The following is a 21374-nucleotide window of genomic DNA, read 5'->3' as shown; positions in this document are numbered from 1 at the left end:
CACAGGGTCAATGCTGACCTGTGGGAGCTAGCCTGCTAGCGATGGCGTGGTCATTTTCGACACGATTTGTGCGTTGACTGTAGATCCGACCCGTCGCAGTCTGCCTCTTCCCTTTTCGGCAGAGGAAACAGTCAATGCCCTTCGTTACGATTGACGGACAACCCCTTCACTACATCGATCAAGGCACCGGCCCCGCAGTGCTGCTCGCTGGCAGCTACCTCTGGGACCAGGCCATGTGGGCGCCGCAGATCGCCGCGCTGTCGCGGCAATACCGGGTCATCGCCCTGGACCTGTGGGGTCACGGTGAATCAGGCCCGCTACCGGACGGCACGCAATCGCTGGATGACATTGCCCGTCAGGCACGGGGGTTGCTCGATCATCTGGACATCGACCGTGTCACGCTGGTCGGTCTGTCGGTAGGCGGCATGTGGGGCGTACGCCTGGCACTGTCAGCCCCGCAACGAATCAACGGCCTGGTGCTGATGGACACCTACGTCGGTGTCGAACCGGAACCGACCCGCCAGTACTATTTCTCGCTGTTCAAGCAGATCGAAGACAGCGGGGTGATTGCACCGCAATTGCTCGACATCGTCGTGCCGATCTTCTTCCGTCCGGGTATCGATCCGCAGTCGGCGCTGTATCAGGATTTTCGCGCGAAACTGGCTGCGCTGCCGCCGGAGCGCCTGCGTCAAAGCATCGTGCCGATGGGCCGGATTACGTTTGGTCGGGATGATCTGTTGCCGCGTCTGGGCGAGTTGAATGCTGGCGCCACGCTGGTGATGTGTGGCGATCAGGACAAGCCGCGACCGCCGTCGGAGGCGAAGGAAATGGCCGAGTTGATCGGTTGCCCGTGTGTGCTGGTACCGGAGGCGGGGCATATCTCCAATCTGGAGAATCCGTCGTTTGTGACCGAGGCCTTGCTGAAGTTTCTGGCTGAGAGAAATTAGTCGATCGTACTGACGTCATCGCGGGCGAGCCCGCGATGACGTTACTGCTGCCACCACGAATCAAACGGCCCTTACTTAGGCCCGAGAATCTTCACCAGCTTGTCCGGTGACGGCGCGCCTTGCTGTTGTTGCAGTTCACCCTTGTCGTCCATGTAGAAAATCGCCGGTGTCGCCTGCAACTCCAGGTCTTCCATCAACTGCATGTTCGCCGCCAGTTTCGCCTGAATCGCCGGCGGTACGTCTTTCAGGGCCTTGAGCGAACTGGCCTTGCCGGCACCTTCGTGGTCTTGCAGGGCTTTTTGCGGGTCCTTGGCCGCGAGCAGCGCCGCGGATTTGCCCGGACTGTCCTCACGAATGATGCCGACCATGATGTGCCGCAATTGCACCTTGCCGGCCTTCACCCACGGCCGCGCCTGTTCCCAGAACATGTTGCAGTAAGGGCAGTTCGGGTCGCTGAACAGGTACACCACGCGGGGTGCGTCCTTGTTGCCGTCACCGATCCAGTTGCTGGTTTCCAGCTTGCCCCAGATTTCCTTGGCCATCGGCGCGTAAACCAGCTTCTGCAAGGGCGCGCTGCTCAGGTCGTTGCCCTCGGCGTCGTACAAACTGCCCAGCAACACATGTTTGCCATCGGGCGTCAGGTACAGCGCCATGCCGCGGTTCTGGTACTGCGCGGCATAACCGCGCAGGCCGTCGGGTGCGTCGAACTGGCCAACGATTTTGGCGCCCTTGGCTTCGATCTTCTTGATCGCTTCGGGCAGTTCTTCAGCGGCCTGCACCGACGGCAAGTGCAGCAGGGCGGCGCCCAGGGTCAGCGTCAACAGGTGGCGGAGGCGGGGCATGGCAGTTTCCTTGAAGAGGTGGCCGGTACGGCGGGATTCGGGGTATCGAAGTTTTCCAGGGCGCGAGCCAGGCTGGCTTCCGACAGTTCGCCCAGGTGGCTGCCCAACAGACGACCGTCAGGGCTATAGAACAGCGTAGTCGGCAACGCCATCGAGCCGACGGCCTGGCCCAATCGGCCACTGCCGTCGAACAGCACGTTGGACAGGCTCAGGCCCTGGGTTTCCAGGAACGTGCTGACGCTTTGCATGCTTTCGGCCTGATTGACGAACAGGAAAGTCAGGTCCGGGCGGTGTTGCTGGGCATTTTCCAGGACCGGCATTTCCCGACGGCACGGCGGGCACCAGGTGGCCCAGAGATTGATCACCAGCGGCCCGCCCTTGTAGTCCGCCAGTTGCACGGTTTCACCGGCGGCATTGCGCAGGGTAATGTCCGGCAGGCGCGTGCCCTGTTCGTAAATTGTCAGCGAGAAGGTGGCCAGCACCCAGAACGCCAGGCCGCTGGCCACGCCGAAGCCCAACGGGCGGCGCAAGCCCGGCCGACGCCAGCCGCGATACAACGCGGCGAGCAACAGCACGATCACCCCGGGCAGCGCGAGAAAACCGCCGTCGCGCAAGTCGATGACTTGCCACGGATCATTGCGATAGTGCGCCCAGTAGAGCGCCACGAAGCTGATCCGGGCGGCCAGCATGCCGATCAGGAACAGGCTGAACAGCACCGACTCGGGGTTCTCGCCGCCACGTTTGGCCGCCCGCCAGCCGACAAGCGTCGCCAGCGCCAGGGCACTGATCAGCAGCAGGTGGTTAAGCGCGATGGCAAAGGTGCCGAGGGTAAAAGTCAGCATTAACGGGCGTCTCGGGTGGTGGTCCAGCGTTGCAGGAAGGTGTCGGCATCGACCTCGCCGGTGATGCGCTGGCTGCGACGCTCGATGCCGTCGGCGCCGATCCACAGAAAACTCGGCGGCCCCGGCACTTTATAACGGCCTAGCAGTTCGCGGCTGGCGGCATTGTCGGCGGTGACGTCCAGCCGTAGCAAGCGCACATCGCTCAAGGCGTCGAGGACGCGGGTTTGGCCGAAAACCTGTTTTTCCATGACTTTGCACGACACGCACCAGTCGGCGTAGTAGTCCAGCAGCACCCACTGGCCCTGAGCCTGAGCCGCGTCGAGTTCCCGTTGCAGCACGGCCGGGTCCTTGATCGTGGTGAAGGCGTCGTGGCCGACCGGGCGGGTGACATTGCTCGCATTGGCGGTGCTAAAGACCTGTAGCGGTTTCAACAGGTCATCACTGCCGCCCGCCGCACCGATCATCAACAGACTGCCCCAGACGCCGAGCAACAATGAGCTGGCACCGAACAGATGCGCGACGCGTCCGAAACCTTCCGACTGTTTCCAGGCACTGTAGGCGGCGATCAGCAACAGCGCACCGCACAGACCGACCCACAACGATTGATCCAGCACCGGCCGTAGCATCAGCAACGCGGTGGCGAGAAACAGGAAGCCGAATACGCCTTTGAGCAGGTTCATCCAGGCGCCGGGTTTGGGCAGGAAGCGATTGCCGACCGTCACCAGCAACAGCAGCGGCACACCGATGCCGATGCCCATGGCGAACAGAATCAACCCGCCGTGCAGCGCATTGCCGCTTTGCGCGATGTAGAGCAGGGCGCCCGCCAGTGGAGCGGTCATGCACGGGCCGACCAGCAAACCGGACAACGCGCCCAGTACGCCCGCGCCGAGCAGGCTGCCACCACGCTGATTGCGCGACACGTTTTCCAGCCGATCACGCACGGCCAGCGGCAGTTGCAGTTCGAAGAACCCGAACATCGGCAGTGCCAGCAACACGAACACCGCAGCGAAACTGCCCAGCAGCCAAGGGTTTTGCAGCAGCGCCTGAAGGTTCGCACCCAGCGACGCGGCTAGAACGCCCATCGCCGCATACACCAGCGCCATGCTCACGACATAACTGGTCGCCAGCGCAAAACCACGTTTGGGCGTGGCGCCACTGCCCACGATCAAACCGGCCAGAATCGGCAGCATCGGCAGTGAGCAAGGGGTGAAGGCCAGCAGCAGGCCTAGACCGAAGAACACCAGCAGGCTCCAGCCCAGCGCCCGTTGTTGCAGGCTGCTGGCCAGGGCTTGATCCGGGGCTTCGGTCGTCGTGGAAGTGGCAGCGCTGCCGCCCAGATCCACCACCTGGGTTTGCGGTGGATAACACAAACCGGCATCGGCACACCCCTGGAAGCCAACCTTGATCGTGCCCGTCGCACCGGCCGGAATCTTCAGTTCCAGGCCCTGGCGATAAACCGGCTGTTCGCCGAAGAATTCATCACTGTGAGACTCGCCTTCGGGTAGCACAGGATGCAGCTCGGCGGGTAACCCATCGAACTTCAGGCGTTTCTGATAAAGGTAGTAACCGTCGGAGACCTGCCAATAGAGCTGTGTTTCACCTGAGTCGAGGCGCTCGGAGGTGAAGACAAACGCCTTTTCCACCGGCAGGAATTCAGGTTTGGTTTCGAACGGATTGGTCCCTGCCTGGGCCACACCCGAGATCAAGAGAAGAAAAAACAAAAACAGTCGACGCATGGGTAAGCCTTATCCCTTTGCAAGTGAGGTGCACAATGGGAGGCGGCGATTAACCGATGATTAACCGCGATAACCTTGTGGACGTGGCGCTTGCGGCATAATGTCCGCTTAATCGGCCACCGGCCTAATCAGCTTTTTTCAACAGGGTTGACCATGCACGTACTGGTTTGCGAAGACGACGAGCTGATCGCCAGCGGCATTGTCGCCGGTCTCACCGCTCAAGGCCTGACGGTCGAGCACGTGGCGACGGCCTCGGCTGCGCGCGCCATGCTCAAGGTCGCCGAGTTCGACGTCATGGTGCTCGACCTCGGCCTGCCCGACGAGGACGGTCTGAAGCTGTTGCAGCAGTTGCGTCACAACGGTCTGGAAATCCCGGTGCTGATTCTCACCGCGCGGGATTCGGTCACTGACCGCGTCGACGGTTTGCAGGCCGGTGCCGACGATTACCTGCTCAAGCCATTCGACCTGCGTGAACTCGCCGCACGCCTGCACACGTTGTTGCGGCGGGTCGCGGGGCGCAGCGTCAACCTGATCGAGCACGGCGCCCTGACCTATGACCCGAGCAGCCGCGAAACCACGCTCGCCGGACAACCGGTGGACCTTTCCCGTCGCGAACAGTCGCTGTTGCAAGCTCTGCTGCACAACCGTGGCCGGGTGCTGTCCACCGAGCAGTTGAAGGACAGCGTCTACGGCTTCAACGACGAGCTGGAAAGCAACGCCCTCAACGTGCATATCCATCACCTGCGGCGCAAGCTGGGTAACGGCATTGTTGAGACCGTGCGCGGCCTGGGCTATCGCCTTGGGCCGGCCGATGGTGCAGAGGAACTGAAAAAGTGATGAGCCTGCGTTTGCGCCTGAGCCTGACACTCGGCGCCGCGTTTGCGCTGATCTGGGCCCTGGCGGCAGCCTGGATGCTCAGCGACCTGCGCAACCAGATGATGTTTTCCCTCGACCAGCGGCTGGTGGCGTCGGCGCGCATGGTCGCCGGCCTGATGGAGCAATTGCCCGCCTTGCCGACCAAGGGCGAGGGCACCCATTTCAGCGCGGAACAACTGAACATCCCGGGTGGCATGGCGTGTCAGGTCAGCTCCTTGCGCGGGGAAATCCTGGCCCGCAGTCACACCGATCCGCAACAAACCCTGGAAGCCGAGAAAATGGGCTTCCACGATCAGATGATCGACGGCGCACCGTGGCGCAGCTTCACCCTGGCTCGTGGCGATTTGCGCATCACCACCGCTGATCGGCAGATCGAGCGTGAAGCGCTGAACATGTCGATTCTGCTGGCCGCCTCGGTGCCGGTGGGCGTGGCATTGCTCGGTTGCCTGTGCCTGCTCTGGCTGGGCATCGGCCAGGGATTGGCGCCGTTGAACCGCATGCGCGATGCCTTGATGCGCCGCAGCGCCGACTCGCTGGAACCTTTGCAGATCCAGCCGCTGCCCAGCGAATTGCAACCGTTGCTGGATACCCAGAACCAGTTGTTCCAGCGCATCGGCAAGACCATCGAGCGCGAACGCCGCCTGACCGGTGATGCGGCGCATGAACTGCGCAGCCCGCTGACGGCGATCAAGACGCACCTGCAAGTGGCACGCATGACCGACGGCGCGGCGCGGGATCAATCCCTGGCCCGGGCCGAGGAGGGCGCCGACCGCCTGCACCGGACCCTTGAGCAACTGTTGTTGCTGGCACGGGTCGAGGGCAGCCTGTCGTTCGACGACGGTGTGCAATGCAGCGCCGAGCAAGTGGCAAAACTGGCGATTCAGGATGCCGCCAGCGGTGATCGTCAGCGGATCACATTCAAGTTGCCGCCGAAGATCTCTCACGCACCCGTGCAAATGCCCGCCGTGCTGTCGATTGCCGCGCTGCGCAACCTGCTGGACAACGCGCTACGCCATACCCCGAATGACGGACCGGTGGAACTGAGCCTGGAGACTACCGGCAGCCGCGTACAGTTCGTAGTACGCGACCATGGCCCGGGCATTGCCGAAGACGATCTGCAACACCTGACCCAGCGCTTCTGGCGCAACGGCCAGAGCACCGGCTGTGGCTTGGGGCTGGCGATTGTCCAGGCCATTGTTCAGCGATGTGGCTGCACGCTGCGTTTCGACAGCCGGCCGGATGGCTTGCGGGTTGAGTTGACCATGCCGTTGCAACCGGTCTGAACACACCACAAAACCCTGTGGGAGCGGGCACGTCGCACCGCCGCTCCCACAGGATTCTGTGGTGCACATCAAATGTAACCTCTCTCCATTGGCATTGCTGGCACCTGCGGGGCTATCGTCCCCGACGGCTTTTTCTCAATGGATTGAGGTCACAGTGCCATGGATGCATCCCTGCACGTCTGCAAGGCAACCCCCGCCGACGCCGGCATCATCAGCCGGATCGTCGAGCGTTCGATCCGCATCGGCTGTGCGCTCGACCACCGCAACGACCCGCGAACCGTCGCCACCTGGACTCACAGCAAAACCACTGAACGCATTCAAACGTGGCTGACCGACCAACGGTTGTACCTGAATATCGCCCTGTTGCAGGACAAACCGGTAGGCGCCGCGATGGCGGCGTTCAGCGGCAAGGTTGCGTTCTGTTACGTGCAGCCGGAATGGTTTCGACGCGGTGCCGGGCAGGCACTGGTCCACGACCTCGAACGCTGGCTGATTGAACGCGGTGTGGCCCAGGCCCGACTCAACAGCACCCGAACCAGCGAAGCCTTTTACCGTCATCTGGGTTATCAGCCCTGCGCCGAAACCTTCACCGTCGCCGGGCTCCACGCCATCCCCATGTACAAGGCGCTGACGCCACCTTCATAAAAGCTGATCAAGGGTCTAAATCCTCGGCGCGCTGATGCGTTTCCAGAACAGGAAAACCTATTGAGGGGTCGAGAGATGTCAGTCGCTACCAGCCTTATGGAAGATCAGTCGGCCCGGATCACTCCGGCGCCGGCCGAGACGCTGTATCAGTTCAACGAATCGCCGTTGCTGGCACGCCAGAGTCAGCAGGAATCGAATGCCCGTAGCTATCCGCGACGCATTCCCCTGGCCCTCAAGCGTGCCAAGGGCATTTATGTCGAAGACGTTGAAGGCCGCCGTTTCATTGACTGCCTGGCCGGCGCCGGGACACTGGCCCTGGGGCATAACCACCCGGTGGTGATCGAAGCGATCCAGCAAGTGCTGGCCGATGAACTGCCGCTGCACACCCTCGACCTGACCACGCCGGTCAAGGACCAGTTCGTCCAGGACCTGTTCGGACTGCTGCCGCCGGCGCTCGCCGCTGAAGCAAGGATCCAGTTCTGCGGCCCGACCGGAACCGACGCGGTGGAAGCCGCGCTGAAACTGGTGCGCACCGCCACCGGGCGCAGCACCGTGTTGTCTTTCCAGGGCGCTTATCACGGCATGAGCCAGGGCGCGTTGAGCCTGATGGGCAGCCTGGGTCCGAAAAAGCCCTTGGGCGCATTGCTCAGCAGCGGCGTGCAGTTCATGCCGTATCCCTACGATTACCGTTGCCCGTTCGGCCTCGGTGGCGCCCAAGGCGTGCAGGTCAACCTCAACTATCTCGATAATTTGCTGAACGATCCCGAGGCCGGCGTGCAATTGCCGGCTGCCGTGATTGTGGAAGTCGTCCAGGGCGAAGGTGGGGTGATCCCGGCCGACCTCGACTGGTTGCGCGGCGTGCGGCGCATCACCGAGAAGGCGGGCGTGGCGCTGATCGTCGACGAAATCCAGAGCGGTTTTGCCCGTACCGGCAAGATGTTCGCCTTCGAGCACGCCGGGATCATTCCGGACGTGGTGGTGATGTCCAAGGCCATCGGCGGCAGCCTGCCGCTGGCGGTGGTGGTGTATCGCGACTGGCTCGACACCTGGTTGCCGGGCGCGCATGCCGGGACCTTCCGTGGCAATCAAATGGCGATGGCCGCGGGCTCTGCGGTGATGCGTTATCTGGTTGAGCACAAGGTCTGCGAACACGCTGCGGCCATGGGTGAACGCTTGAGCGAGCACCTGCGCATTCTTCAGCGGGACTTTCCGCAATTGGGCGATATTCGCGGTCGCGGCCTGATGCTTGGCGTCGAACTGGTCGACCCGACAGGCGCGCCGGATGGTCAGGGGCATCCACCGATTTTTGCTCGTCTGGCGCCGCTGGTGCAGCGTGAATGCCTCAAGCGCGGGCTGATTCTTGAGCTGGGGGGCCGTCATGGCGGCGTGGTGCGTTTCCTGCCGCCACTGGTGATTACCGCCGCGGAAATCGATCGGGTCGCGGAGATTTTTGGTCGAGCCATGGCTGCTGCCACCGCCAGCCTCTAAATTTTCCGGGCCCCGGAACGTTCTTTCTACATAACGGCTGCGCACGCAGTGCAGCTCACCTTACAGCGATGGAGAGACACCATGACGTCAGTATTCGACCGCGAGGACATCCTCTTTCAGGTCGTGGTCAACCACGAAGAGCAGTACTCGATCTGGCCCGACTACAAAGCTGTGCCTGAAGGCTGGCGCACCGTGGGCAAGAGCGGGCTGAAGAAGGAATGCCTGGCTTACATCGAAGAAACCTGGACGGACATGCGTCCCTTGAGCTTGCGCAAGAAGATGGAAGAACAGGCTCTGGCTCACTAGATTTCACGCAAAGAGAAGCCCGCTGGACCGGTAAGGTCAGCGGGCTTTTTTTTGCTTTGGAGTTTGTGTTGTCTGGAGGTGTGTTTCGTGAGCAAGCCTTGATTTGCCTCGCTCCGGTCCTGCTCCGTGGGCCCACTACGCAGAACCTGCTCTCGGCCTTCCGACGGGGCAGATCAAGATCAAAAACCAGATCAAAAGCCAAAGCCAAAGCAGAACGCGTTCCCCTGTGGGAGCCAGCCTGCTAGCGATGGATGTCCAGGCAACGCGTTCATTCAGACAATACGCGTTATCGTGAGCGTCCATCGCTAGCAGGCTAGCTCCCACAGGGGGAACGCATACGCTTCAAATGACAGGCAGGACCGGGAGGAGGGCATGGCGAGCCTTAGCAAACCGCCGGCTACACCCCACTCAACGCCCTGATCACCAAATCCACATTCCCCTCCAGCTCACCCACCGGATCCGCCGCATCCACACTCAACACCACCAACCGGCTGCCGGCCTCATCAATCACCGCTTTCACCGCCTCCGAAGGCTGCCGATGATGCAGCACCACCGCCACCTCATTGTCCTTCAGCGTCTCGCCCAATTGCTTCAGCGCTTCGGGCGTCCACTCAGCATCCGGCCGCGCATCGAGCCCAATCAACTCCAGGTTGAGCCCACCAATCAGATAGCCAAAATGATCGCTCAGGGACATCACACTCAGGTTGTCGGCACTGGCCAGCCGCGCTTCGCTATCGGCACTGAACTTGAGCAAGCGTTGCTTGAGCGCCGCCAGGTTCTCCTCGATTTTCGGCTTGGCCTCCGGCGCCAGGCGCACCAGATCCGCCGCCATCACATCCGCCATGCGTCCCATATTGTTGCTGGAAAACCACGGCTGACTGTTCAAGCCATCGACCTTGTTGCCCGGCTGCACGGCGATGCCGGGGAGGGCGCCGTCCACCGGGCGTGCGGCATCGACTTCGACGATACGAATGTTGCTGCGCCGTGAGATCGGGTACAGCGGGTCATCCGCCCACAACGAACGCAGACCAATCACTGCATCGGCGTCCGTCGCCAGTTTCGCTAGCGCCGGCGCGCCACGCCCGGTGAAATAAGCGGTCTGACGGCTGCCGGGCAGGTTCGCCGGCGCCGCACGTTCAAGCTTGACGTTGGTGCCCTTGAGCAGCACTTCGCCCAGTCCGTAAGTGATCGGCAAGGACGCCAGCACATGCAGCGGCCTGGCGCTGTCTGCCGCAAACGAAGTGTTAACCAGCCCGCAGAGGGCGACGGCCAGGGTCAGTTGACGCAGAGAAAATGACATTTATCCAAGGTTCCCTTTCAGACTGGGGACAACACCGCGCGCAATGGCGGCGAGGGCGAAGGCGATACCGGCTACCAGAATGATCGCGGCGCCGGACGGGATAGGCAGGTCGAAGACAATCGGCGCAAGAATCCCGCACAACGTACTGACCGTAGCGATCACGACCGAGCACCAAAAGAACCCCTTCAGCGACTGGCTGAGCAACCGCGCCGCCGCTGCTGGAATCACCAACAGGGCACCGACCAGAATCGCACCGATGACTTTCACCGCCGCCACGGTGATCAGCGTCACCAGAATCACGAACAGGTAATCCAGGGTCTTCACCGCCACGCCGCGCACCGCCGCCAGTTGCGGGTTGAAACTGGCGAGCATGATGCGGTTGTACAGCGGCAACGCCAGTGCCATGACCAGCGAACCGACGATGGCCAACACCAGCAAATCATTGCCGTTGACCGTCAGCACCGAGCCGAACAAGACGTTTTCCAGAATGTGCACATTGATCTTGCCCGCCAGGATCAGCAGCAGACTCGCACCCAGCGCCAACGACACCGACAGGAACACGCCGATCAAGGTATCCGGCGCCAGACCCGTACGGTTGCGCAGGTAGTTGAGCAAAATGCCGAACAACAGGCAGTAACCGAACAGGCTGCCATAAGGCCCGGTGTAGGGCTCGCCGAGCAGAATGCCGATGGCGACACCGGTCAGTGCGGCGTGACCCACCGCTTCAGAAAAAAACGCGAAGCGCTTGACCACCACCAGCGTACCCAAACCACCAAGCACCGGGCCGATCAGCAAACCGGCGAGCAGGGCGTTGACCACGAATCCGTAGGCCAGCGCTTCAGGCAGATAACCCGAAGACGCCCAGCCCTGGACCATCAAACGAAAGGCTTCGTAACTCATCAGGCAGCGCTCCGTGGATGGGTTGAAAACAGCGTCAACAATGTTTCAGGGGTCAGTGCCTGCTTCGGTGTGGAATCAAACAAGACCCGGCGATTGAGCCCGGTGACGCGATCCGCCAGACGCCCGACTGCTTCCAGATCGTGCTCGATCCACAGCACGGTAATCCCGCTCTTGCGCCAGTCGCCGAGTAACCGTTCAAACACCTGAATGCCCGCCTCATCAAGGGCCGACATCGGTTCATCGAGCACCAGCAACTGCGGTGCCGGGATCAGCCCCTGCGCCAGCAACACGCGCTGACGCTCGCCACCGGACAAGGCGCCCATGCGCCGCTTGCGTTTGTCCTGCATGCCGACCCGCTCCAACGCCTCACCGATCGCCGTCGCGTAATGCTTGCTCAACCCGAGAAACGCCGGGCGCCGCTGACACATGGCGGCCATGAAATCGTCGACGGTCATCGGCAGCCCGCGATCGAATTCCAGCGCCTGCGGCACGTAGCCGATGGTGCCGGGATCGCCCGGCCACTGCAGGCTCAGGCGGCCCTGATGCGGCATTTGCCCGAGCAGGGTCTTGATCAACGAACTCTTGCCGCCACCGTTGGGGCCGACCAGCGCATGCACGCTGCCGGGCTGGACCTGGAAGGTCACCTTGTCGAGGATCGTCGTGCGGCCCAGCGTCAGGCTGACTTCCGCAAAGTCGAGGGTTGGTCCCGAAACCTGTGGGAGCTGGCTTGCCAGCGAAAGCGGTGTGTCATTTAACGAATGTGCGGACTGACCTGACGCTTTCGCGAGCAGGCTCGCTCCCACAGGGGATTCGCTGAGCGTTTCTTTAGCCGTCATGCGCCAGACTCCTGAATCGCCCGGACCACGGTGTTGAGGTTGCCGGTCATTTCCTTTTCATACTTGTCGGCGGTGTATTCACCGTAGGAAATGTGCGACAGCGGGTACAGCTTCACCCCGGATTCACGCTGGATGGTCTCGACGTAGGTGGACGGGAAATCCATCTCCGAGAAGATCACTTTCACGTCCAGTTCGCGCAGTTGATCAATGGTCTTTTTCAACTGGCTCGGGCTCGGTTCGATGCCGTGCGCGGGCTCGACCACCGCGGTCACTTCCAGGCCGAATTCGCGCAGCAGGTAGTCGTAAGCCGCGTGAACCGTGGCCACCCGCAACTCGGCGTTCGGCGCCTGGGTCAGTTTCGCCAGGGCGTCGGCGCGCATCTGCCGCAGGCGTTTGCCGTAGGCGCGGGCATTCTGGGTGTAGGTCTTGGCGTTGTCCGGGTCGAGCTTGCCCAGCTCGCGGGCGATGTTGTTGACCTGGGCGATGGACGCGCTGATCGAGAGGAAGGTGTGCGGGTTCACGACCTTGCCGGCACCGCGAGCGGCGACACCGGTGGCGGCCAGCAGCGGCACATTTTCGTTGGCTTCGATCACTGGCACGTTCGGCGTTTCGCTGGCCGCGATCATGCGGTCGGCGAAGTCGTCATGACCGACGCCGTTGAGCACGACCACGTCCAGCCCGCTGATGCGCTTGATGTCTTCGGCGCGGGGTTCGTAGGCATGGGGGTTGAAACCGGCTGGAATCAGCGGCACCACCTCGGCCTTGTCGCCGACGATGTTGGCCACGTAGCTGTAATAAGGGTGCAGGGTGATGCCGATGCGCAGGCGCTTGGCTTCGTCGGCGCTGGCCACGGGCATCAGCAGGCAGGCGAGCAGGCCGACCAGCAGCGGGCGCAGGAATGAACGTTGAGATGAAATAGGCATGGGAAAGCGGTCTTCTCTCGGGTGAAGGCGAGGGTTCAGTGCCGGTGCTGGCGGGTCACGCCGGCATCGAATTGCGCGACGATCTGCCGCCAGCCAGCGCTTTCCAGCGCGGCGTCGGTGAGGTCGGTCGGGGCCTTGAGGTCGGCGGCACGGTTGAGCCAGATGTCTGGCGCCTCATCGTCAGCGGTCAGGCGCATCAGAAATGAACCGGCCACGGCGGGCGCCTGGCTCTGACCGAAATACGCCTTGGCGTCGAGCAATTGCCAGGCATGAGCGCCACGGCTGACGGAACTGGCGTCCTGGGCAAACGGCGCAAAACCCTCGTCGGCAAGCGCTTCGGGTGTCGGCAGGGTTTGCTGTTCCTGGCGCAGCAGGTGAATCTCGTCCAGCGTCACCCGCAAATCGGCGTAGATGCCCTGCTCGGAAGCGCTCAGGTCGCGGCGGGCATCCAGTTGATGGCTGCTGACGTTGCTGGTTTCCTGGGACTCATGGCGCCAGGCGACCACCGAGCCGGCGACCGCCAGGATCATCAGGCACAACAGCAGCACATAGAGGGTTTCATGGCCGGCACCGGCCGGGCGGACGACCTGCGTAGTAGGCGTACTCATGGGGCCTCGATGTCCGCTTGGTCGATCTCGACGACGTGGCCGGGGCCGGCGTCGAACAGCACATAAAACTCGGCGCTGGGCTTTTTGAAGGTCACTGTGGAATCGGCACCGAGCTTGCCCGGCACCAGAATGGTTTCGTCGTAGCCGATCACATCGAGGGTCACCCCCGGTGCGCCGCTGCCGTCGGAGAAACCGCCGGTGCACTGGATCTGCTCGGCGTCGATGGCCTTGCACTCGCACATCGGGTTGTGGGCCAGGGCGCTGGTGCTGAAACCGGCGCACAGCATCAGCAAAACAGCGTGGAGAGGGCGAAAGGCGTTGCTCATGGTTTGCCTCCTTGTTTGTTCAGCCACTCAAGGGTGGCGGGGGATGCCTGGCTCAGCGGAATGGACGCTTGATGCATCGCGCCGTCCCAGCCTTCCATGGTGATCCACAGCTCGGCGTCGGCCTTGGTCTTTTCCGGAATCGGCAACATGGCGCCCATGCGGTAAGGCGTGCCAAAGAAAATCACCCCGGCGGCGCGCAGGCTGCGGGGTTTGCCAATGCGCAGGTACGTCGCCTTGACCTGCTCGCGGCAGCTGTCGCACAACGCCGCATTGAAGCTCTTCATGTGCCCGGCCGGGCCATCGAGGCGCGGTGCTTCGTTGCGCAATTCCGCCAGGCGCAGGCTCCAGGGCCCGACCTGAACTTCCCCGATTTCCCGCTCACCCAGGCCCGTGTCCCCGCGAAGCAGCGCGGCATCGGCGAAGTATTTAGGCATGAAGCCCAGTGGCACCAGCAACAGCAGAACGTTGATGTGGAAGCGCCATTTGTGCCAGAAGCGACTCAGTTTCGACCCCGGTTTTTCGGCGGTGAACAGGCTCATTGGCTGACCTCCGTGGTGTCGCGGCTCGTCACTTGAGCGGCCTCTGCTGCGCGAGGACGTCTGTTGCTGCGCTTGAGGGCATTGGCGGTGGCCAGGGCAGTGCGCTTGGTCCAGATCAGCAGGCCGCTGAGCACCATCATGCTCAGGAGCAGACCGAAGAAGAACCAGATCAGCTTGATCCAGATCCCGCCGAAATCACCGGTGTGCAACGGACGCATCGATTCGGTCACCAGCTCCAGCCCCGAGCGGTCCGAGAGCAGGCGGGTGACGGCCACGTCGCCGGTGTACGGGTTGATCTCGGCGGTCTGGAACATCAGCGGATACCAGCTGCGGCCGCCCACCGAGAGGTAACTGTAGGCATTGGCGGGCAGGCTGACGAAGCTGTCTTCAAGGCCGGGAATGCGTTCCTTCGCTTCGCGAATCGCGGTTTCCAGGCTGATCATCGGTGCCGGCGAACCATCGGCGGTGAGGGGCACGCTTTCCCGCGGAACCACGGGCGCCACCGGGGCGGTGGAAATCGTGATCTGGTTATCGAACATGAACGCTTCGATCAGGAACCAGGTGCTGGTCACGGAAATCACCGCAATGAACCAGATCGACCAGATACCGCTGAGGCGGTGAAAGTCGCCCCAGAAAATCCGCGCACCGTGCCGAATGCGCAGGGTCGGTCGCAGAAAACCTTTCCAGAAGCGCTTGTAGACCACCAGCCCGGTAATCAGCGAAGCCAGCAGCGGCAGGCTGAGAAACGACACCAGGTACCAGCCCCAGCTGTAGCCGTTGGTGAAGGGCACCAGCCACCAGCCATGCAAGGCTCGGGTGAACGCCCTGAAGTTGAATTGCGGGGCGGTGCCCTGGATCACGCCGCTGTACGGGTTGACGTAAACCACCACCGAACGGCCGTCGGGGTAGGTGACTTCCACGTCCAGGGCGAAATGCGATTCGTCGGGGCGGCTGATGCTTTCGACCAGGATCTGCGGCTCGGCCTGTTTGATCGCCGCGATGATCTGATCGTAGCTCAGCAGCGGCGCATCTCCTTCGGGTTGGGTGGCGCGCATCTGCGGGTTGGCCAGCCAGACGATTTCCTGGCTGATCACCGCCAGCGTGCCGGTCACACAGACGATCAGCACAAAAAACCAGATGGGCAGTGCCAGCCAGCTATGGACCAGAAACCAGAGTTTTGAGCGGGACTTCTTCGACATGATCAAGGTCTTGTAGTGATGAGAGGGCCTTGGCTGCGGGCTTCCCAGCGTGGGGTCCATGAAAAGTACGGTCGTGGCTTTTGCCTACGCGAACCGACTGCATCTATATAAGACGAATGAGAATCAGAAATCCCGAAGCGGGATATGAAAGTAAATGTTTCCTATTGCTGAAAACGCATAACCCACAGGGGCGTTGCATTCATTTCAGATTGCTGTGCTGCCTTGATCCAACACGAAACATGGTTCACGGGATCACTCTCCGGCCATTGATGGGGCGGGGCGACTGCCTAAGATGGGGCGCAGACGCCTGAAACCCGCGAGCCTGAGCGAACAATCCCATGACTTCAGCAAGAACCCTTTACGACAAACACATCGATTCCCACACGGTGTGTCGTCTCGATGACCAGGGCCATGTCCTGCTGTACATCGATCGCCAGGTCATCAACGAATACACCAGTCCCCAGGCATTCAGCGGTCTGCGCGAGGCCAGGCGCGGAGTCTGGCGTGCCGGCACCGCGCTGGCGGTGGTCGATCACGTCAACCCCACGGCACCGAATCGCGTGGCCGCCATGCCGGACGCCGGTGGGGCGCGGCAGGTGTCGTACCTGGCGGAAAACTGCCGGGACTTCGGCATCGAATTGCTCGACATCCTCGACAAGCGCCAGGGCATCGAACACGTCATTGCCCCGGAGCAGGGATTCATCCTGCCGGGCATGGTGATTGCCGCGGGCGACAGCCACACCTCCACGTACGGCGCCCTCGGCGCGTTCGGTTTCGGCATCGGCACTTCGGAAATCGAACACCTGCTGGCGTCCCAGACCCTGGTCTACAAACGGCTGAAAAGCTTGCGCGTGACGGTGGACGGTGAACTGGCACCGGGGCTGACGTCCAAGGACGTGATCATGGCGCTGATCGGCCAGATCGGCGCTTCCGGGGCCACCGGCTATGCCATCGAGTTTTGCGGTTCGACCATCGATGCGCTGAGCGTCGAGGCGCGCATGACCATCTGCAACATGGCGGTGGAGGCCGGGGCGCGTGGCGCATTCATGGCGCCAGATGAAAAAGTCTTCGCTTACCTCAAGGACAAACCCCGTGCGCCCAAAGGTGCGTTGTGGGACCAGGCGGTTGAGCAATGGCGCGTCCTGCACAGCGACGCCGATGCGCAGTTCGACCGTGAAGTGTTTCTCGACGCCAGCGCGCTGGAGCCGATGGTCACCTGGGGCACCAGCCCGGACCAGGCATCACCGATCGGCGCCCGCGTGCCGGACCCGCAAGACGTCAGCGACCTGATCCTGCGCCAGGACATGCGCCGCGCCCTGAATTACATGGGCCTGGAAGCCGGGATGGCGCTGAGCGACATTGTCATCAGCCACGCCTTCATCGGTTCCTGCACCAATGCGCGCATCGAAGACCTGCGCGATGCCGCCAGCGTGGTGCGTGGCAAACGCGTCGCCGGGCATGTGCGGGCGATGATCGTGCCGGGCTCCACCGAAGTGCGTAATCAGGCTGAAGCCGAAGGCCTGGCGGCGATCTTCATCGAGGCCGGGTTCGAGTGGCGTCAGTCCGGCTGCTCGATGTGCCTGGCCATGAACGACGACGTGCTGGCGCCGGGCGACCGCTGCGCGTCCAGCACCAACCGCAATTTCGAAGGCCGCCAGGGCGCTGGCGCCCGCACGCATTTGATGAGCCCGGCGATGGTCGCCGCTGCCGCGATTACCGGCCGCCTGACCGACATCCGCCACTTTGGAGACCGCGCATGAGCCTGCAACCGTTCACCCACGTCAGCGGCAAGGCTGCGCCGATGCTGGCGGCCAATATCGACACCGACGTAATCATGCCCAAGCAGTTTCTCAAGGGCATCGACCGCGCCGGGCTGGATCGAGGGTTGTTTTTTGATTTGCGGTTTTTGCCGGATGGTCAACCCAACCCCGAGTTCGTGCTCAATCAACCGGCGTGGCAGGGCGCGAGTTTCATGGTGGTCGGGCCGAACTTCGGTTGTGGGTCGAGCCGGGAACATGCCGTCTGGGGCTTGAAGCAGATGGGCATCCGCGCGCTGATCGGCAGCAGTTTTGCCGGGATCTTTTATGACAACTGTCAGCGCAACGGCGTGTTGTTGATTACCCTCGATGAGTCGGTGTTGCAGCGGCTCGGCCGGGTTGTCAGTCAGCCTGAGGGGGCGCAGATCAGTGTTGATCTGCAGGCGCAGGAGATTCGCCTCCACGACGGCGAGGTCATTCTGTTCGACATCGACACTCTGCGTAAAACCGCGCTGTTGCTCGGCCTCGACGCCATCGGCAGCACCTTGCAGCGCAGCGAGCAGATCAAAGCCTTCGAACTAAAACACCTGGCCGCCAATCCCTGGTTAAGCTAAACGCAGATCAAAATGTGGGAGCGGGCAAACCCGCTCCCACATTAGAATTGTGTTGGCTCGGCTACACCGACAACCCCTCGAAATGCGCCTGTAAAAACTCCACGCACGCCCGCAACTTTCCCGAGTATGCCAGTCGCGTCGGGTACACCGCCCAGACGTTGGCGCTCTGACTGTACTCGGGCAGCAACTGCACCAACCTCCCTTGATCCAGCAAGGGTTTCACATCCCACAATGACCGCAGCACCACGCCGCGCCCGTCCAGTGCCCACTGCAAGACAATCTCGCCGTTATTGGACGACAACGGTCCGCTGACCCGCACGCTTTCTTGCACCCCGTTGCGTTCCAGGTTCCAGATGCCGAACGCGTTGTCGCGCTCCTTGATCACCAGGCAATGATGCTGCTCCAGTTCGCCTAACGTCTGCGGTACACCCTGGCGCTGCAGATAATCGGGGGCCGCACACACCACCCGCCGATTGCTCACCAGGCGCCGGCCGATGTGCTGACCGGGAATGTCGTCGCCGACACGAATCTCCAGATCGAAGCCTTCACTGACGATGTCCACTACCCGGTCGAACAGGTCGAGGCGAATCTCCAGGTCCGGATATCGCTCGGCCAGCAACGACACGGCCGGCGCCACGTGGTGACGGCCGAAACCGAAACTGCTGCACAGATGCAAACGCCCGCGAGGGCTGTCGTGGGCGTCGGAGAGTTCGTCGTGCAGTTGCTGGAAGTCATCGAGAATGCGCAACGCCCAGCGCTGCACGCGCTCGCCGTCCTCGGTCAGGGCAATGCGGCGACTGGTGCGGTGCAGCAGGCGCGTGCCTAGGGTGGTTTCGAGAATCTGGATGCGCTTGCTGACGTAGGCGGGCGACAGGCCCAGCTCATCGGCGGCCGCGGCGAAACCGCTTTTGCGCACGACGGTGAGGAATACACGCAGGTCTTCGGGAAGGGGCACGGTGTCTTTCTTGGTGGTCATGACAGAACGGGCACTGGCGGCATGAGCCGCCAGCATAGCAGCGCGACGCGGGTGTCAGCGCAGGAAACCCAGCACTTCGGCGAGCAACAGTTCCGGCGCTTCTTCGGCGATGTAATGACCGGCGGGCAGCGCTTTGCCGCGCACATCGGTGGCGACGAGTTGCCATTCCTTGAGCGGTTCGAAACAGCGCCCGACCGTGCCTTCGGCGCCCCACAACACCAGCAACGGCAGGTTCAGATGATGGCCGGCGTCGAGGTCGGCGCGGTCATGCTCCAGGTCGATGCTGGCACTGGCACGGTAATCCTCGCAGATCCCGCGCGCCGAGCCCGGCAGTTTCAGGCAACGCAGGTATTCGCCAAAGGCTTCGGCGGTGAAGGGTTTGAGTCCGGCGCTGCGTCTGCCCATCACGCTGCGCAAATAGGCTTCGGGGTCTGCTTCAAGCAGGGTTTCCGGCAACGGCGCCGGGCGGATCAGGAAGAACCAGTGCCAGTAGGCGCGGGCAAAGGCTTCGTTGGTTTGTGTGTACATCGACAGCGTGGGGGCGATGTCGAGCAGCACCATGCGTTGCACCGCGTCCGGATGATCCAGCGCCAGGCGATGGGCCACGCGGGCGCCGCGGTCGTGGGCCAGGACCGAAAACCGATCGAAGCCCATGGCGTTCATCAGCGCCACGGCATCCTTGGCCATCTCGCGTTTGGAGTAAGGGGTATGGTGATCGTCGGCCGGCGGTCTGGCACTGTCGCCGTAACCGCGCAGGTCGGCGGCGACTACGGTGAAGTGCTCGGCCAGTTGTTCGGCGACCTTGTGCCAGATGACGTGAGTCTGCGGGTGGCCGTGCAGCAGCAGCAGGCCCGGCCCGCTGCCGCCGACGCGGTAGGCAATGTCGACACCGTTGACGTGGCGCTGGTCTTTGAGGAATCCGGCGAACATGGAGGGCTCCTTGTTGTAGTTGCCTGCATCCTGAAAGTGTTGGGCGGGGAGGGCAAGGCGCAAAGCGTGGTGGGCTTGTTCATGAAGTGTGTTCGAGGGAGGTGTGGTGTGGCTGATGGCCTCATCGCGGGCGAGCCACGCTCCCACCGGTGTTGTGTCGTTCGCCATTTTTTCCTACGACACAGGACCCTGTGGCAGCGAGCTGGCCCGCGATGAGGCCGGGGCAGGCACCAAAGCGCTCAACCCTGCTGAAACATCTCCTTCGCCCGCTGCTCGATCTGCTCCTGGGTCAGATCCTCCTTGCGCGTGGCCAGAAACCACAGATGCCCATAAGGATCCTTCAAGGTCCCCGAACGGTCGCCATAAAACTGATCCTTGACCTCGGACACCACCGTGCCGCCCGCTGCAATCGCCTGTTTGTAAGACGCGTCCACATCGTTCACATACAGGTGCAAGCCCACGGACGGTGACTTGTCCGGATTGCTCAACGGCCCCTGATCGCACGGCGTGCCGAGCATGATCGGGCAATCGCCGATGCGCAGTTCGGCGTGACCGATGCCGCCATCGGGCATGGACAGGCGCATGACTTCAGTGGCGCCGAAGGCTTTCTTGTAGAACTCGATGGCTTCCGCCGCTTTCTGGATCCCCAGATACGGGGTGATGCTGTGATAACCCTCTGGAATGGGTTTGACGCTCATGATCAGTCTCCCTGATTTCGTTATGGGATAAAGCTGTCGCGAGCCTACAAAGATAGTAGGAGCTGCCGCAGGCTGCGATCTTTTGATCCTGACCCTTCGTCGGTCGCGCCCACACCAAGATCAAAAGATCGCAGCCTGCGGCAGCTCCTACCGGTGCAGGGCATAACAACGCCACTGTTCAGCCTTCAACAGTGAAGCAACAGAATGCTCGGATCGCCATCGCGGGCAAGCCCGCGATAGCCGCGCCGCTATTCAGGATCAACCCCCGATTCCAACAGCTGCGCCCCCGGTCCCTGTTCCCCAAGCACATCCCCAAAATTACGCAACGGACACGCCTCCATCGATAAACACCCACAGCCGATACAACCGTTGAGCTTGTCCCGCAGCAAGGTCAGTTGATTGATCCGCTCATCGAGCTCCCGACTCCACTGCGCCGACAACACCTTCCAGTCCGCCGCCGTCGGCGCCCGGTTATCCGGCAGGGTTTTCAATGCCTCACCAATCTCTGCCAACGGAATCCCCAACCGCTGCGCCACCTTGATCAACGCCACCCGCCGCAACACTTCCCGTGGATAGCGCCGCTGGTTGCCCTGATTGCGATTGCTTTTGATCAGCCCCCTGGCTTCATAGAAATGCAGCGCCGTGACCGCCACGCCGCTACGGGCGGCCAATTGGCCGACGGTAAGTTCCTTATGCAGGTTTTCCGAGGTGATCATTTGAAAAATGCCTCTTGACCTCTAGTTAACTCGAGGTTTTACCCTGCAGGCCTTCGGATCGCAAGATCCGTCTTACACGTCAGTGGG

Annotated in this window: 23 protein-coding genes; 8 read left to right on the top strand and 15 right to left on the bottom strand. The window is 62.2% G+C overall.

Annotated features, from left to right (window positions below; translation table 11 throughout):
- Positions 1 to 134 precede the first annotated feature (134 nt).
- On the top strand, positions 135 to 947 hold the full coding sequence (locus tag B723_RS27675; RefSeq protein ID WP_017339970.1) for an alpha/beta fold hydrolase: 813 nt from the start codon (positions 135 to 137) through the stop codon (positions 945 to 947).
- A gap of 71 nt (positions 948 to 1018) precedes the next feature.
- Here B723_RS27675 and dsbG read toward each other — a convergent pair whose 3' ends face one another.
- From dsbG to dsbD, 3 genes are read right to left on the bottom strand one after another with little or no spacing between them, the layout of a single operon-like run.
- On the bottom strand, positions 1019 to 1789 hold the full coding sequence (gene dsbG / locus B723_RS27670) for a thiol:disulfide interchange protein DsbG (RefSeq protein ID WP_017339969.1): 771 nt from the start codon (positions 1787 to 1789) through the stop codon (positions 1019 to 1021).
- On the bottom strand, positions 1765 to 2631 hold the full coding sequence (locus B723_RS27665) for a TlpA disulfide reductase family protein (protein ID WP_017339968.1): 867 nt from the start codon (positions 2629 to 2631) through the stop codon (positions 1765 to 1767). Before B723_RS27665 ends, dsbG begins: the two co-directional genes overlap by 25 nt.
- A complete protein-coding gene (dsbD, locus tag B723_RS27660) occupies positions 2631 to 4367 on the bottom strand; it encodes a protein-disulfide reductase DsbD (RefSeq protein ID WP_017339967.1) in 1737 nt (578 codons plus the stop codon). Before dsbD ends, B723_RS27665 begins: the two co-directional genes overlap by 1 nt.
- A gap of 153 nt (positions 4368 to 4520) precedes the next feature.
- Between dsbD and B723_RS27655 the strand changes: the two genes are divergently transcribed.
- From B723_RS27655 to B723_RS27635, 5 genes are all read left to right on the top strand, one after another.
- Positions 4521 to 5204, top strand: a complete 684-nt coding sequence (locus B723_RS27655) for a response regulator (RefSeq protein ID WP_017339966.1) — start codon at positions 4521 to 4523, stop codon at positions 5202 to 5204.
- Positions 5201 to 6526: an ATP-binding protein gene (locus tag B723_RS27650; protein WP_017339965.1), complete on the top strand. Its 1326-nt coding sequence runs from the start codon at positions 5201 to 5203 to the stop codon at positions 6524 to 6526. Before B723_RS27655 ends, B723_RS27650 begins: the two co-directional genes overlap by 4 nt.
- A 159-nt stretch (positions 6527 to 6685) precedes the next feature.
- Positions 6686 to 7171, top strand: a complete 486-nt coding sequence (locus B723_RS27645; protein ID WP_017339964.1) for a GNAT family N-acetyltransferase — start codon at positions 6686 to 6688, stop codon at positions 7169 to 7171.
- 75 nt (positions 7172 to 7246) lie between these two features.
- The gene (locus B723_RS27640) at positions 7247 to 8659 is read left to right on the top strand and encodes an aspartate aminotransferase family protein (protein ID WP_017339963.1); all 1413 of its coding nucleotides are present in this window, start codon (positions 7247 to 7249) and stop codon (positions 8657 to 8659) included.
- 81 nt (positions 8660 to 8740) lie between these two features.
- Positions 8741 to 8965 carry an MbtH family protein gene (locus B723_RS27635; RefSeq protein WP_017339962.1) on the top strand — a complete coding sequence of 75 codons (225 nt, stop codon included), beginning with the start codon at positions 8741 to 8743 and terminating at the stop codon, positions 8963 to 8965.
- Positions 8966 to 9362: 397 nt separating this feature from the next.
- On the opposite strand, the gene B723_RS27630 is transcribed toward B723_RS27635, so the two are convergent.
- From B723_RS27630 to B723_RS27595, 8 genes are read right to left on the bottom strand one after another with little or no spacing between them, the layout of a single operon-like run.
- Positions 9363 to 10265 carry a metal ABC transporter substrate-binding protein gene (locus tag B723_RS27630; RefSeq protein WP_017339961.1) on the bottom strand — a complete coding sequence of 301 codons (903 nt, stop codon included), beginning with the start codon at positions 10263 to 10265 and terminating at the stop codon, positions 9363 to 9365.
- A complete protein-coding gene (locus B723_RS27625) occupies positions 10266 to 11165 on the bottom strand; it encodes a metal ABC transporter permease (protein WP_017339960.1) in 900 nt (299 codons plus the stop codon). It lies immediately after the preceding gene.
- Positions 11165 to 12001, bottom strand: a complete 837-nt coding sequence (locus B723_RS27620; RefSeq protein WP_017339959.1) for a metal ABC transporter ATP-binding protein — start codon at positions 11999 to 12001, stop codon at positions 11165 to 11167. The genes B723_RS27625 and B723_RS27620 overlap by 1 nt, the downstream gene beginning before the upstream one ends.
- Positions 11998 to 12924: a metal ABC transporter substrate-binding protein gene (locus B723_RS27615; RefSeq protein ID WP_017339958.1), complete on the bottom strand. Its 927-nt coding sequence runs from the start codon at positions 12922 to 12924 to the stop codon at positions 11998 to 12000. The genes B723_RS27620 and B723_RS27615 overlap by 4 nt, the downstream gene beginning before the upstream one ends.
- Before the next feature lie 35 nt (positions 12925 to 12959).
- Complete coding sequence (locus B723_RS27610; protein WP_017339957.1) at positions 12960 to 13532, bottom strand: DUF6162 family protein; 573 nt, start codon at positions 13530 to 13532, stop codon at positions 12960 to 12962.
- The gene (locus tag B723_RS27605; protein WP_017339956.1) at positions 13529 to 13858 is read right to left on the bottom strand and encodes a hypothetical protein; all 330 of its coding nucleotides are present in this window, start codon (positions 13856 to 13858) and stop codon (positions 13529 to 13531) included. The genes B723_RS27610 and B723_RS27605 overlap by 4 nt, the downstream gene beginning before the upstream one ends.
- On the bottom strand, positions 13855 to 14397 hold the full coding sequence (locus tag B723_RS27600) for a hypothetical protein (protein ID WP_017339955.1): 543 nt from the start codon (positions 14395 to 14397) through the stop codon (positions 13855 to 13857). The genes B723_RS27605 and B723_RS27600 overlap by 4 nt, the downstream gene beginning before the upstream one ends.
- Positions 14394 to 15596: a PepSY-associated TM helix domain-containing protein gene (locus B723_RS27595; RefSeq protein WP_017339954.1), complete on the bottom strand. Its 1203-nt coding sequence runs from the start codon at positions 15594 to 15596 to the stop codon at positions 14394 to 14396. Before B723_RS27595 ends, B723_RS27600 begins: the two co-directional genes overlap by 4 nt.
- 338 nt (positions 15597 to 15934) lie before the next feature.
- Between B723_RS27595 and leuC the strand changes: the two genes are divergently transcribed.
- On the top strand, positions 15935 to 17356 hold the full coding sequence (gene leuC, locus B723_RS27590; protein ID WP_017339953.1) for a 3-isopropylmalate dehydratase large subunit: 1422 nt from the start codon (positions 15935 to 15937) through the stop codon (positions 17354 to 17356).
- On the top strand, positions 17353 to 17967 hold the full coding sequence (gene leuD, locus B723_RS27585) for a 3-isopropylmalate dehydratase small subunit (RefSeq protein WP_017339952.1): 615 nt from the start codon (positions 17353 to 17355) through the stop codon (positions 17965 to 17967). Before leuC ends, leuD begins: the two co-directional genes overlap by 4 nt.
- A 61-nt stretch (positions 17968 to 18028) precedes the next feature.
- Here leuD and B723_RS27580 read toward each other — a convergent pair whose 3' ends face one another.
- The 4 genes from B723_RS27580 to soxR all read right to left on the bottom strand — a co-directional run bounded on the left by B723_RS27580 (position 18029) and on the right by soxR (position 21287).
- Positions 18029 to 18979 (bottom strand): LysR substrate-binding domain-containing protein, encoded by a 951-nt coding sequence (locus tag B723_RS27580; protein ID WP_017339951.1) that lies wholly within the window; start codon positions 18977 to 18979, stop codon positions 18029 to 18031.
- 18 nt (positions 18980 to 18997) lie between these two features.
- Positions 18998 to 19873 (bottom strand): alpha/beta fold hydrolase, encoded by an 876-nt coding sequence (locus B723_RS27575; RefSeq protein ID WP_017339950.1) that lies wholly within the window; start codon positions 19871 to 19873, stop codon positions 18998 to 19000.
- Between the two features lie 239 nt (positions 19874 to 20112).
- Positions 20113 to 20571 (bottom strand): VOC family protein, encoded by a 459-nt coding sequence (locus B723_RS27570; protein WP_017339949.1) that lies wholly within the window; start codon positions 20569 to 20571, stop codon positions 20113 to 20115.
- Positions 20572 to 20819: 248 nt separating this feature from the next.
- A complete protein-coding gene (soxR, locus tag B723_RS27565) occupies positions 20820 to 21287 on the bottom strand; it encodes a redox-sensitive transcriptional activator SoxR (protein ID WP_017339948.1) in 468 nt (155 codons plus the stop codon).
- Positions 21288 to 21374: the final 87 nt, after the last annotated feature.

Source organism: Pseudomonas fluorescens NCIMB 11764, assembly GCF_000293885.2.
GTDB classification, from domain to species: Bacteria; Pseudomonadota; Gammaproteobacteria; order Pseudomonadales; family Pseudomonadaceae; genus Aquipseudomonas; species Aquipseudomonas fluorescens_B.
The sequence above is the reverse complement of the archived record's forward strand: the minus strand, read 5'-3'. Positions and strand labels throughout refer to the sequence as shown.

What these genes read in the sequence shown, in the direction of transcription:
- B723_RS27675 (WP_017339970.1), top strand. Translation starts at nt 135, where the DNA reads ATGCCCTTCGTTACGATTGACGGACAACCCCTTCACTACATCGATCAA.
- dsbG (WP_017339969.1), bottom strand. Translation starts at nt 1,789, where the DNA reads ATGCCCCGCCTCCGCCACCTGTTGACGCTGACCCTGGGCGCCGCCCTG.
- B723_RS27665 (WP_017339968.1), bottom strand. Translation starts at nt 2,631, where the DNA reads ATGCTGACTTTTACCCTCGGCACCTTTGCCATCGCGCTTAACCACCTG.
- dsbD (WP_017339967.1), bottom strand. Translation starts at nt 4,367, where the DNA reads ATGCGTCGACTGTTTTTGTTTTTTCTTCTCTTGATCTCGGGTGTGGCC.
- B723_RS27655 (WP_017339966.1), top strand. Translation starts at nt 4,521, where the DNA reads ATGCACGTACTGGTTTGCGAAGACGACGAGCTGATCGCCAGCGGCATT.
- B723_RS27645 (WP_017339964.1), top strand. Translation starts at nt 6,686, where the DNA reads ATGGATGCATCCCTGCACGTCTGCAAGGCAACCCCCGCCGACGCCGGC.
- B723_RS27640 (WP_017339963.1), top strand. Translation starts at nt 7,247, where the DNA reads ATGTCAGTCGCTACCAGCCTTATGGAAGATCAGTCGGCCCGGATCACT.
- B723_RS27635 (WP_017339962.1), top strand. Translation starts at nt 8,741, where the DNA reads ATGACGTCAGTATTCGACCGCGAGGACATCCTCTTTCAGGTCGTGGTC.
- B723_RS27630 (WP_017339961.1), bottom strand. Translation starts at nt 10,265, where the DNA reads ATGTCATTTTCTCTGCGTCAACTGACCCTGGCCGTCGCCCTCTGCGGG.
- B723_RS27625 (WP_017339960.1), bottom strand. Translation starts at nt 11,165, where the DNA reads ATGAGTTACGAAGCCTTTCGTTTGATGGTCCAGGGCTGGGCGTCTTCG.
- B723_RS27620 (WP_017339959.1), bottom strand. Translation starts at nt 12,001, where the DNA reads ATGACGGCTAAAGAAACGCTCAGCGAATCCCCTGTGGGAGCGAGCCTG.
- B723_RS27615 (WP_017339958.1), bottom strand. Translation starts at nt 12,924, where the DNA reads ATGCCTATTTCATCTCAACGTTCATTCCTGCGCCCGCTGCTGGTCGGC.
- B723_RS27610 (WP_017339957.1), bottom strand. Translation starts at nt 13,532, where the DNA reads ATGAGTACGCCTACTACGCAGGTCGTCCGCCCGGCCGGTGCCGGCCAT.
- B723_RS27605 (WP_017339956.1), bottom strand. Translation starts at nt 13,858, where the DNA reads ATGAGCAACGCCTTTCGCCCTCTCCACGCTGTTTTGCTGATGCTGTGC.
- B723_RS27600 (WP_017339955.1), bottom strand. Translation starts at nt 14,397, where the DNA reads ATGAGCCTGTTCACCGCCGAAAAACCGGGGTCGAAACTGAGTCGCTTC.
- B723_RS27595 (WP_017339954.1), bottom strand. Translation starts at nt 15,596, where the DNA reads ATGTCGAAGAAGTCCCGCTCAAAACTCTGGTTTCTGGTCCATAGCTGG.
- leuC (WP_017339953.1), top strand. Translation starts at nt 15,935, where the DNA reads ATGACTTCAGCAAGAACCCTTTACGACAAACACATCGATTCCCACACG.
- leuD (WP_017339952.1), top strand. Translation starts at nt 17,353, where the DNA reads ATGAGCCTGCAACCGTTCACCCACGTCAGCGGCAAGGCTGCGCCGATG.
- B723_RS27580 (WP_017339951.1), bottom strand. Translation starts at nt 18,979, where the DNA reads ATGCTGGCGGCTCATGCCGCCAGTGCCCGTTCTGTCATGACCACCAAG.
- B723_RS27575 (WP_017339950.1), bottom strand. Translation starts at nt 19,873, where the DNA reads ATGTTCGCCGGATTCCTCAAAGACCAGCGCCACGTCAACGGTGTCGAC.
- B723_RS27570 (WP_017339949.1), bottom strand. Translation starts at nt 20,571, where the DNA reads ATGAGCGTCAAACCCATTCCAGAGGGTTATCACAGCATCACCCCGTAT.
- soxR (WP_017339948.1), bottom strand. Translation starts at nt 21,287, where the DNA reads ATGATCACCTCGGAAAACCTGCATAAGGAACTTACCGTCGGCCAATTG.